The organism is Lacisediminihabitans sp. (genome assembly GCF_036404185.1).
Classification (GTDB): Bacteria; Actinomycetota; Actinomycetes; order Actinomycetales; family Microbacteriaceae; genus Lacisediminihabitans.
Window position 1 is genome coordinate 1 of the sequence record NZ_DASWPB010000035.1, and the last position, 10735, is coordinate 10735.

A 10735-nucleotide genomic window follows, 5' to 3' on the forward strand; every position below is an offset into this window, starting at 1 on the left:
AACTGATGTCTGACCGCCCCGGCGCCGCCGCGCACTCCGAAGGTGAAGCGTCGATTGGCGGCGGTGTTCGCGACCGTGGTGATGAGCAGCGCGAGGAAGTTCGCGAGCTGGGCGGGCATGACCAGCTGAAGGAGCAGATAGAGCAGCGCGAAGGCCGCGGTGGAGACGACACCGACGATCCCGAAGCGCACCACCTGTCCGAAGAAACCGTGCGGGCGAGGCGGGTCGAAGGGCCGTCGCCCGAGCTCGGCGTAGATGGACTCGACCGGCACCCTCCCCGTCATGATCGAGCGGGTCACCCGGAGCATCCCGCGCAGGTCGTCCCAGGCGGTCGAGACGATGTCGACCTTGCTGTCCGGATCGTCGACCCAGTCGACGGGGACCTCGTGGATGCGCAGGCCGCTCCGTTCCGCGATGACCAGCAACTCGGTGTCGAAGAACCAGCCGTCGTCCTCGACGAGGGGAAGGATCTCCCGCGCGACCTCACGGCGCACGGCCTTGAAGCCGCACTGCGCGTCGCTGAAGCGCACCGCCATGGTGCCGCGGAGCAGGGCGTTGTAGCCGCGCGAGATGAGCTCGCGCTTGGTTCCCCTGACCACTCGCGAGGTTCGGGACAGTCTGGTGCCGATCGCGACATCCGAGTGTCCGGAAAGCAGCGGAGCGATCAGCGGAGGAAGGGCGCTCAGATCGGTGGAGAGGTCCACGTCGACGTAGGCGAGCACCTCCGCGGGGGAATCGAGCCAGACGCGTTTGAGCGCTCGCCCGCGGCCCTTCTCCGGCAGGTGCACGGCGACGACGCCAGTGAGCTCTCTCGCGAGGCGATCGGCGATCTCGGCCGTGCCATCCGTGCTCGCGTTGTCGGCGATCGTGATGCGCCACGGGACCTCGAACTCGGTCGCCAGGTAGGCGTGCAGGGTGCGCAGGCTGCGTTCGATCGTCGCCTGCTCGTTGTAGACGGGTACGGCGACGTCGAGTGCGAGGGTGTCCGATGAATGAGCCATGCCACCACTCTCGGCGGCGGCCTTCGGTTTCCCCTATGCCCCGGCTATGCCCGGCTTATGAGGTTGTTGGGCCCTTCCTGTGCGCCCCGACGCGGGCCAGGGGACACGATCGACTGCTCCGGGGAGGAACGAAGGCGCGAACCCGTCCCTTGAGGGGACACGAGGGGCAGCAGGGGACGACTCAGCCGGTGACGCGGTCGAGCGCGGCCAACAGGTCGGCGACGAGATCGTCGACCCCCTCGATGCCGACGGACAGCCGCACCAGGTTCTCCGGGACCTCGAGCGCGGTCCCCTTCACCGAGGCGTGGGTCATCTCCGACGGGTAGCTGATGAGCGACTCGACCCCGCCGAGGGACTCCGCCAGCTGGAAGAGCTCCGTCGACTCGGTGAAGGCGCGCGCCGCGGCCACACCGCCACGAAGGCTCACCGAGATCATCCCACCGAAGCCGCGCATCTGGCGGGCCGCGAGCTCGTGACCGGGGTGATCGTCCAGGCCGGGATAGTACACACGATCGAGGGCCGGATGCCCGTGCAGCGCCTCGGCGATCGCCTGGGCGTTCGCGCTGTGGCGCTCCACCCGCACGGCGAGCGTCTTGATGCCGCGGACGGTGAGCCAGGCATCCATCGGGCCGGAGACCGGGCCGACCGCGAACTGCAGGAAGCGCACCTTCTCGGCGATCTCGTCGTCGCTCGTGACGAGCGCTCCCCCGAGCACGTCGGAGTGGCCGCCGAGATACTTCGTCGTCGAGTGGGTGACGACGTCCGCCCCCAGGGCGAGCGGGTTCTGCAGATACGGCGAGGCGAAGGTGTTGTCGACCACCACGAGGACGCCGGCGGCGTGGCCGATCTCCACCAGGGCGGCGATGTCGCTGATCTTCATAAGCGGGTTGCTCGGCGTCTCCACCCAGAGCACGGTGGTGTTCGGCCGGATCGAGGCCCTGACCGCGGCGAGATCGGTCATGTCGACGGTGTCGAGGCCGATCCCCCAGGGCACGAAGACCCGGTCCACGAGCCGATGGGTGCCGCCGTAGACGTCGTTGCCCATGATGACGTGGTCGCCCGGGGCGAGCAGGGCCCGGAGCAGGATGTCCTCCCCCGCGAGCCCGGAGGCGAAGCTGAAACCGTGTCGGCCGCCCTCGAGATCGGCGAGGAGGCTCTCCAGCGAGGTGCGGGTGGGGTTGCCACCCCGCGAGTACTCGTAACCGCCGCGGAAGCCGCCGATCCCGTCCTGCACGTAGGTCGAGGTCTGATAGATGGGCGGGATGACGGAGCCGGTGGTCGGATCGAACTCCTGCCCGGTGTGGATGGCGCGGGTGGAGAAGTCGGGCTGTGACACGGAGATCTTTCTGAGCGGTCGAGAGAGGGGAGAAGGAGGGGACGAGCGGGTCAGTCGGAGAGGAACGTGAGCAGGTCGTGCCGGGTGACGACGGCGACCGGCTTGCCGTCCTCGGTGACGAGCAGGGCATCCGCTCGTTCGAAGGCGGTGCGGGCGGCGCTCACCGGTTCGTGCACACCGATCAGGCCGAGCGGCGGTCCGATGAACCGGCCGACCGGATCGACCATCTTCGCGTCGCCGCTGAAGACCTGCTCGAGCAGCGAGCGCTCCTCGATGGCGCCGACGACCTCGCCGATCACCACCGGCGGCTCCGCGGAGAGCACCGGCAGTTGGGAGACGCCGTACTTGGTCATGATCTGGATGGCGTCCCTGACGGTGTCCGACGGATGCGCGTGCACGAGGTCGGGAAGCGAGCCGGTCTTATGGCCGACGACGTCGGCGACCGTCTTCTCGTCGGAGACCTGGGTGAAGCCGTAGGACTGCATCCACTTCTCGCTGAACACCTTGTTGAGGTAGCCGCGACCGCCGTCGGGCAGGAGCACGACCATGATCGCCTCCGGGGGGAGTTGCCTCGCGACCTTGAGCGCCGAGGCGACCGCCATGCCGCTCGATCCGCCAACCAGCAGGCCCTCCTCGCGAGCGAGCCGGCGGGTCATGTCGAAGGACTCGGCGTCGGAGGACGCCACGATCCGGTCGACGACCGAGCCGTCGTAGGCCTCCGGCCAGAAGTCCTCGCCGACCCCCTCGACGAGGTAGGGCCGTCCGGTCCCGCCGGAGTAGACGGATCCCTCCGGATCGGCCCCGATGATCGTGACCGCGCCGCCGGAGACCTCCTTGAGATACCTGCCGACGCCGCTGATGGTGCCCCCGGTGCCGACACCGGCGACGAAGTGGGTCACCTCGCCCTCGGTGTCCCGCCAGACCTCCGGGCCGGTCGTCTCGTAGTGGCTCAGCGGACCGTTGGGGTTGGAGTACTGGTTCGGCTTGAAGGCGCCGGGGATCTCCCTGGCCAGGCGATCGGAGACCGAATAGTAGGACTCCGGGCTGTCCGGCGCGACGGCGGTCGGGGTGACCACGATCTCCGCGCCGTAGGCGAGCAGCACGTTGCGCTTCTCCTCCCCCACCTTGTCCGGCAGCACGAAGACGCAGCGATATCCGCGCTGCTGGGCGACCAGCGCGAGGCCGATGCCGGTGTTGCCGGACGTCGGCTCGACGATGGTGCCGCCGGGCGCAAGCAGCCCGTCCCGTTCCGCCGCGTCGATGATTCGGGTGGCGATGCGGTCCTTGGAGGAGCCACCGGGATTCAGGTACTCGACCTTGACGAGCACCGTCGCGGCGATCCCCTCCGTCACGCGGTTGAGCTTGACCAGGGGCGTGTTGCCGATGAGATCGGTGACGCTGTTTGCGTACTTCATAGTCCCGCCAATCTAACAGCGCACCACCACCGGCGCGGTTGTGTTACCTGTGCACCTGTTCCTCGTACAGCCGGGCGTACACCCCGCCGGCCGCGGTGAGCTCGTCGTGGCTGCCCGACTCGACGATCCGGCCGCCGTCGACCACGAAGATGACATCGGCATCGACGATCGTGGACAGCCGGTGGGCGATCGCGATCGTGGTCCTGCCCTTCGAGGCGGCGTCCAGGGCCTGCTGGACCACCCGTTCGGAGATCGAGTCGAGGGCACTCGTCGCCTCGTCGAGGATGAGCACGCGGGGGTCCTTGAGCAGCACCCTGGCGATGGCGATGCGCTGCTTCTCCCCGCCGCTCAGCCGGTAGCCGCGCTCGCCGACGATCGTGTTGTAGCGCTCGGGGAACGAGACGATCGTGTCGTGGATGTTCGCCGCCCGCGCCGCCTCCTCCAGCTCGGCATCGGTGGCGTCCGGGCGGGCGTACCGGAGGTTCTCGGCGATCGTCGCGTGGAACAGGTAGGTCTCCTGACTGACGATGCCGATATTGGCCACGAGGGAATCCTGCTCGATCCTCCGCACGTCGTCACCGGCGAACAGGATGCGTCCGCTCGTGACGTCGTGGAACCGCGGGATGAGGTAGGAGACCGTGGTCTTGCCCGCCCCCGACGGACCGACGAAGGCGGCGAACTGCCCCGGCTCGATCGAGAAGGAGAGCCCCTTGAGGGTCGGCGGAGTGTCGGGACCGGCATCCGGATAGGAGAACACCACGTCCTCGAACTCGACCGTCCCGAGTCGGTTCGCGCGCACCGGGCTCGCCTCCGGCGCATCCACGATCGCGGGCCGGAGGTCGAGGTATTCGAAGATCCTGGCGAACAGCGCCTGAGAGGTCTGCAGGTCGAGGGCGACCCGCATGAGGCCGAGCAGCGGCCACATCAGTCGCGCCTGCACCGTGGTGAAGGCCACGATCGTTCCCGCCGTCACCGGAACACGGTGCAGCAGCAGCCAGGCCGCGCAGACGTAGACGACCGCGGGGATGATGGCGAGGAAGATCTGCACGACGGCGAAGAACCACTGGCCGCTCATCTGCTGCCGGACCTGCAGCCCGATCTGGTTCTCGTTCTCGGCGGAGTAGCGGCCGATCTCGCTTCCCTGCTGGTTGAAGCTCTTGGCGAGCAGGATGCCGGAGACCGAGAGCGTCTCCTGGGTGATCGCCGTCATGTCGCTCAGCGACTCCTGCGTCTTCGTCGCGATCCTGGCGCGCACGCGGCCGACCCTGCGCTGGGCGAACACGAGGATCGGCATGAGGATGACCGCGACGACGGTGAGCTGCCAGGAGAGCACGAGCATCGACACGAGGGCGGCGGCGACCGTCACCGTGTTGCCGAGCACGCTGGAGATCGTGTTGGTCAGCACGCTGGCGACGCCGCCGACATCGTTCTGCAGCCGGGATTGGATGACACCGGTCTTGGTGCGCGTGAAGAAGGCGAGCTCCATGCGCTGCAGGTGGCTGAACAGCCGCACCCGCAGGGCGCCCATGACCCGGTTGCCCACCGTCGCGGTCAGCCAGGTCTGCCAGACGCCCAGTGCGGCGGAGAGCACATAGATGACGATCATCAGCGAGACCAGCTCGAGGAGAACCGGAAAGTCGGGGTGACCGCCCTTCGGGAACAGCCCGAGATCGAAGGCCTGTTTCGTCAGCAGCGGCGGCAGCACGGTCAGCCCGGAGCTCACGACGACGAGGATCCCGGTGGCGATGAGGGCGCCCCGGTGCGGGGCGAAGAGGCTCCCGATGCGCTTCAGGAGGTCGGGGATCTTCGGCGCGGCCGCGTTCGCCGCCCGCTGGGCATCCGGGTCGCCGCTGCTGACCCGGTTTCTGCGCCCGCCGCCGCCACGCATTCCGCTCATTGCTTCACCCTAGGCGGCCGCCCGGCGCGCGACGGCCGGATCCGCCACGAGCGAAGCCGGACAGCCCCAACCGAGGGGCGGGTGGAACGATCTGGACATCCTGCCCTCGCGGGATTAGATTGCGAACAAACGTCACGCGTTTGCATCACGAAACTCAACGAGGAGTGAAATGAAAACCGCACCGTTCTGCGTCATTGCCGGAATCGCGATAGCGGGTCTGGCGCTCAGTGGATGTTCGAGCAGCTCCGGCGGCTCGGGGGACGACACGTCGGGAAGGGGGCCGATCACCTACGTCCAGGGCAAGGACAACAGCAACGTCGTTCGGCCGCTGATCGCGAAGTGGAACGCCGCGCATCCCAAGGAGAAGGTCACCTTCAAGGAGCAGTCCGACAACGCCGACCAGCAGCACGACGACCTCGTGCAGCACTTCCAGGCCAAGGACTCCGGTTACGACGTCGTCGACGTCGATGTGGTCTGGACCGGCGAGTTCGCCGCGAAGGGATGGCTGCAGCCGCTCACCGGGAAGATGAAGATCGACACCTCCGGCCTCCTGAAGCCCACCATCGACAGCGCGACCTACAACGGCACCCTGTATGCGGCGCCGCAGACCTCCGACGGCGGGCTGCTCTACTACCGCACCGACCTGGTCTCGACCCCGCCAGCCACCTGGGACGACATGATCAAGGACTGCTCGATCGCCACGCAGGCGGGCATCGGCTGCTACGCCGGCCAGTTCTCCCAGTACGAGGGCCTCACCGTGAACGTCGCGGAGGCCATCAACACGGCGGGAGGCACCGTGGTCGCCAGCGATGGCAAGACGCCGACGCTGAACACCGCGGACGCGAAGAAGGGCCTCGGCCGCCTGGTGGACGCCTACAAGAACGGGGACATCCCCCAGGAGGCGATCACCTACCAGGAGGAGCAGGGACGCCAGGCCTTCGAGGCCGGCAAGCTGCTGTTCCTGCGCAACTGGCCGTACGTCTACAGCCTGGCGAAGACCGACGGAAGCTCGACGGTGAAGGACACCTTCGCCGTCGCCCCGCTCCCCGGTGACGACGGTCCAGGCGCATCCAGCCTCGGCGGTCACAACGCGGCGATCAGCACCTACTCCACGCACAAGGCGACCGCGCACGACTTCCTCGAGTTCCTGGAGAGCGACACGACCCAGAAGTTCTTCGCCACCCAGGGCTCGCTCGCCCCCGTGCGCGCCTCCCTCTACGACGACAGCGCCCTGGCCGAACAGCTGCCCTACCTGCCGACCCTGAAGACGTCGATCGAGCACGCCGTCCCCCGTCCGGTGACGCCGTTCTATCCCGCCGTCACCAAGGCCATCCAGGACAACGCCTACGCCGCCATCAAGGGTGACAAGAGCGTGGACCAGGCGCTGTCGGACATGCAGGCCGCGATCAAGTCCGCCAGCTCCGGCAACTAGAGGGCCACCCATGTCCGCGACCCCCACTGCCGCCCCCAGCCGGCGGCCGGTCCTCCGCGCGGGAGCGAAGAAGGCACGATCCAGCCAGGCACGACTCGCCGTCTACTTGGTCGTGCCCACCCTCGTCCTGCTCGCGGTGGTCATCGGCTATCCGGTCGTCAGCGCGATCGTGATGTCCTTCAAGAACGACGCCGGACTCGACCCGTCAACCGGCCTGTTCGTCCAGGGCGGTTTCGCCGGTGTGCAGAACTATGCGCACTGGCTGCTGCAGGAATGCGGCGGCGGGGGCCCGGGATCCTGTCCGCCCGGCACCCTCGGCGCCCAGTTCTGGAACGCGGCGTTCGTGACCTTCTTCTTCACGGTCGTCACGGTCGTCCTGGAGACGGCCTTCGGATTCTGGATGGCCGTGATCATGAACCGCACGTTCCGCGGGCGCGGACTGGTCCGGGCGGCGATCCTCGTGCCCTGGGCGATCCCGACGGCGGTGACCGCGAAGCTGTGGTTCTTCATCTTCTCGGTCGCCGGCATCGCCAACGCCGTGCTCAACTCGCACATCCTCTGGACGAGCGACGAGTGGGCGTCGCGCTTCGCGATCATCATCGCGGACACCTGGAAGACCACCCCGTTCATGGCCCTGCTGATCCTGGCCGGGCTTCAGCTCATCCCGGAGGAGCTCTACGAGGCGGCGAAGGTGGACGGGGCGGGAGCCTGGCAGCGCTTCACCAGGGTGACCCTGCCGCTGGTGCGTCCCGCGCTCATGGTCGCCATCCTGTTCCGCGTCCTCGACGCGCTACGGCTCTACGACCTCCCGGCCATCCTCACGGGAGGAGGAGGGGGAACGGGCAACGCCACCAGGACCCTGTCCATCCTCGTGGTCGACCAGATCAGGCAGGGATTCAACGCGGCATCCGCCCTGTCCACCATCACCTTCCTCATCATCTTCCTCATCGCCTTCGTCTTCGTCCGGTTCCTCGGCACCAACGTCGTGCGGACGCAGGAAGCCCAGCAGAAGGGGGTGGCCAGATGACCGCCGTCGCCGGTCCCGCGGCCGCACGGGCCGAGGCGGAGGTGCTGAGGACACGGAGTCTCGCGAGGGTGAAGACGGGGCGGCGCAAGGGGACCGCCCAGAGCATCCGCACCGGCATCAGTGCCGCCGTCATCGTGCTCTGGTGCCTGCTGCCCTTCTACTGGATGGTGGTCACCGCCTTCCGCGACGTCGGGTACACCTTCGACACCACGCCGTGGCCGACCCACTTCACCCTGGACAACTTCGCGACGGCCTTCTCGACCTCGCTCGGAAACCACCTCGGCCGCGCGCTCCTCAACAGCCTCTTCATCGGCGCGTGCGTCACGGTGATCGCGCTGCTCATCGGCACCTTCGCCGCCTACGCCCTGGCCAGGCTCGAGTTCCGGTTCAAGGGGATCGTGTTCGGCATCGTCCTCGGCGCATCCATGTTCCCCGGCGTCGCGCTGATCACCCCGCTGTTCCAGTTCTTCACCAACATCCACTGGATGGGCACCTATCAGGCCCTGATCATCCCCAGCATCTCTTTTGTGCTGCCGCTCACCGTCTACGTGCTCACCTCGTTCTTCCGCGAAATGCCCTGGGATCTCGAGGAGGCGGCCAGGATCGACGGCTGCACACAGGGGCAGGCGTTCCGGAAGGTGATCCTCCCGCTGGCGGCGCCCGCGGTGTTCACCACCGCCATCCTCGCCTTCATCTCCTCCTGGAACGAGTACCTGATCTCCAGTCAGCTGTCGAGCGACGCGACACAGCCGGTGACGGTGGCCATCGCCAGTTTCGCGGGCAGCCAGCCGCATCAGGAGCCGTATACGGCGGTGATGGCGGCGGGGACCATCGTCACGATCCCCCTGGTCATCCTCGTGCTGATCTTCCAGCGGCGCATCGTCGCCGGACTCACGGCCGGCGGGGTGAAGGGCTGAGCGGATGCGTCCACCGACGCTCATCGAGGCCGTCGACATCGTCCTGGGGATCGTCGGCTTCTTCGCCTTCGCCCTCTTCGTGATCACCGCCATCAGCGAGATCACCGGGGCGGATGCGTTGGGCTACGCCCTGGTGCTGCTCGCGCTTGTCGTCGTGTTGGCGCTGACCATCCTGTGGCGCCGCCGACTGCAGCGGGCCTCAACGGCGGCAGAACCTGACGACGACTAAGAGAGCCGGACGAGCCACGGTGGGTGCCCGTGAACGGCACGGACACCCACCACGCTGTGGGACTCATGGAACACGAACGGGGTCCTTGTGGGCACCCGGCAGGTTCGAGCCGAAGGATGTCCGGAGGACGGCTAGCCAGAAGGTAAGGCTGTCTAGATGGGAACCCGGGAGACGACTCGAGAGCATTCCCGTCGACGCGATGGTCTGGGCGTCGGCGTGTCCTCATTATGGCGGACATCGTCGGAGCCGCGCAAGAGACTTCGTCGGTTAACTCACGAAGGCGCCGTCCCTGTCGGGGCGACGCCTTCGTGAGTCGATCAGAGCCCCGAGGGGGCACCGACTACTTGAGGGTGACGGTGGCGCCGGCCTCTTCGAGCTGGGCCTTCGCCTTGTCGGCGGTCTCCTTGTTGACGCCCTCGAGGACAACGCCGGGGGCGCCGTCGACAACGGCCTTCGCCTCGCCGAGGCCGAGGCTCGTGAGCGCGCGGACCTCCTTGATGACCTGGATCTTCTTCTCGCCGGCGGCCTCGAGGACGACGTCGAAGGAATCCTTCTCCTCGACCTCCTCGACGGGGGCGGCGGGCCCACCGGCCGCGGCGACCGCCACGGGAGCGGCGGCGGTGACCTCGAAGACCTCTTCGAACTTCTTGACGAAGTCACTGAGCTCGATGAGGGTGAGGTCCTTGAACGCGTCGATCAGTTCGTCGCTGGAAAGCTTTGCCATGATTTTTCTCCTTTAATTGGTGATGCGTGTGTGCCGCTGAATCTCGGGTCCCGAGGGATCTCAGTTCGCGGAATCCTGCTTCTCGCGCAGCGCCTCGACCGTGCGAACGGCCTTCGACAGTGGTGCGTTGAACAGATAGGCGGCGCCGAACAGCGAGGCCTTGAAGGCACCGGCCAGCTTGGCCAGCAGCACCTCCCTGGATTCGAGATCGGCGAGCTGGTTGACCTCTTCGGCGCTCAGGGGGTTACCGTCGAAGTAACCGCCCTTCACAACGAGGAGGGGGTTTGCCTTGGCGAAGTCGCGCAGGCCCTTGGCGACGGCGACCGGGTCACCGTGGACAAATGCGATCGCGGACGGTCCCACGAGGTGCTCGTCGAAGGACGAGATCCCCGCGGCGTTCGCCGCGATCTTGGTCAGCGTGTTCTTCACCACGGCGTACGTTGCGTTCTCACTGATGCTCGTGCGCAGCTGCTTGAGCTGGGCAACGGTGAGGCCGCGGTACTCGGTCAGCAGGACGGCACTCGAGTCGCGGAACTTGTCCGTGAGCTCGGCAACCGAAGCTTCCTTGTTCGCCATGTGGCTCCTTGTGTTGGTTTCGTGGCTTCCGGACCGGCCGATCCTGTCAACGGCTTCGCAAACGAAAAAAGCTCCGGCGCAAGCGCACGGAGCACAACCCAAGGGCGGTTTCTCTGGTACACCTGCGCAGGTCTTCGCACTATGCGAACCTTCGATCGACGGCAACGACTGGTAAAAGTCG

Annotated in this window: 10 protein-coding genes; 4 read left to right on the plus strand and 6 right to left on the minus strand. The window is 67.2% G+C overall.

All coding sequences use genetic code 11. From position 1 onward, the window contains the following. The 4 genes from VGC18_RS01805 to VGC18_RS01820 all read right to left on the minus strand — a co-directional run. Positions 1 to 1001 (minus strand): glycosyltransferase (locus VGC18_RS01805; RefSeq protein ID WP_331093615.1); only part of this gene is annotated, 1001 nt, incomplete at its 3' end. Between the two features lie 181 nt (positions 1002 to 1182). Further along, positions 1183 to 2337: a cystathionine gamma-synthase gene (locus VGC18_RS01810; protein WP_331093617.1), complete on the minus strand. Its 1155-nt coding sequence runs from the start codon at positions 2335 to 2337 to the stop codon at positions 1183 to 1185. A gap of 50 nt (positions 2338 to 2387) precedes the next feature. After that, complete coding sequence (locus tag VGC18_RS01815) at positions 2388 to 3752, minus strand: cystathionine beta-synthase (protein ID WP_331093619.1); 1365 nt, start codon at positions 3750 to 3752, stop codon at positions 2388 to 2390. A 43-nt stretch (positions 3753 to 3795) separates the two neighbouring features. Then, positions 3796 to 5649, minus strand: a complete 1854-nt coding sequence (locus tag VGC18_RS01820; RefSeq protein WP_331093621.1) for an ABC transporter ATP-binding protein — start codon at positions 5647 to 5649, stop codon at positions 3796 to 3798. Between the two features lie 169 nt (positions 5650 to 5818). Here VGC18_RS01820 and VGC18_RS01825 point away from each other — a divergent pair, with 169 nt between their 5' ends. Genes VGC18_RS01825 through VGC18_RS01840 form a run of 4 tightly spaced genes read left to right on the plus strand, consistent with a single transcriptional unit; the run spans position 5819 to position 9254 of the window. Continuing rightward, entirely contained in the window at positions 5819 to 7081 is a 1263-nt protein-coding gene (locus VGC18_RS01825; RefSeq protein WP_331093623.1) for an ABC transporter substrate-binding protein, read from the plus strand. A gap of 10 nt (positions 7082 to 7091) precedes the next feature. After that, positions 7092 to 8108 (plus strand): sugar ABC transporter permease, encoded by a 1017-nt coding sequence (locus tag VGC18_RS01830; protein WP_331093625.1) that lies wholly within the window; start codon positions 7092 to 7094, stop codon positions 8106 to 8108. Continuing rightward, positions 8105 to 9025, plus strand: a complete 921-nt coding sequence (locus VGC18_RS01835; protein ID WP_331093627.1) for a carbohydrate ABC transporter permease — start codon at positions 8105 to 8107, stop codon at positions 9023 to 9025. The genes VGC18_RS01830 and VGC18_RS01835 overlap by 4 nt, the downstream gene beginning before the upstream one ends. Positions 9026 to 9029: 4 nt before the next feature. Continuing rightward, positions 9030 to 9254: a hypothetical protein gene (locus VGC18_RS01840; protein WP_331093629.1), complete on the plus strand. Its 225-nt coding sequence runs from the start codon at positions 9030 to 9032 to the stop codon at positions 9252 to 9254. Between the two features lie 340 nt (positions 9255 to 9594). On the opposite strand, the gene rplL is transcribed toward VGC18_RS01840, so the two are convergent. After that, entirely contained in the window at positions 9595 to 9978 is a 384-nt protein-coding gene (gene rplL, locus VGC18_RS01845; protein WP_331093631.1) for a 50S ribosomal protein L7/L12, read from the minus strand. 60 nt (positions 9979 to 10038) lie between these two features. Beyond that, on the minus strand, positions 10039 to 10554 hold the full coding sequence (rplJ, locus tag VGC18_RS01850; RefSeq protein ID WP_331093633.1) for a 50S ribosomal protein L10: 516 nt from the start codon (positions 10552 to 10554) through the stop codon (positions 10039 to 10041). Between the last annotated feature and the right edge of the window lie 181 nt (positions 10555 to 10735).

Coding starts and splice junctions, on each gene's coding strand:
- rplL (WP_331093631.1), bottom strand. CDS start 9,978: ATGGCAAAGCTTTCCAGCGACGAACTGATCGACGCGTTCAAGGACCTC.
- rplJ (WP_331093633.1), bottom strand. CDS start 10,554: ATGGCGAACAAGGAAGCTTCGGTTGCCGAGCTCACGGACAAGTTCCGC.
- VGC18_RS01825 (WP_331093623.1), top strand. CDS start 5,819: ATGAAAACCGCACCGTTCTGCGTCATTGCCGGAATCGCGATAGCGGGT.
- VGC18_RS01840 (WP_331093629.1), top strand. CDS start 9,030: ATGCGTCCACCGACGCTCATCGAGGCCGTCGACATCGTCCTGGGGATC.
- VGC18_RS01835 (WP_331093627.1), top strand. CDS start 8,105: ATGACCGCCGTCGCCGGTCCCGCGGCCGCACGGGCCGAGGCGGAGGTG.
- VGC18_RS01815 (WP_331093619.1), bottom strand. CDS start 3,752: ATGAAGTACGCAAACAGCGTCACCGATCTCATCGGCAACACGCCCCTG.
- VGC18_RS01820 (WP_331093621.1), bottom strand. CDS start 5,649: ATGAGCGGAATGCGTGGCGGCGGCGGGCGCAGAAACCGGGTCAGCAGC.
- VGC18_RS01830 (WP_331093625.1), top strand. CDS start 7,092: ATGTCCGCGACCCCCACTGCCGCCCCCAGCCGGCGGCCGGTCCTCCGC.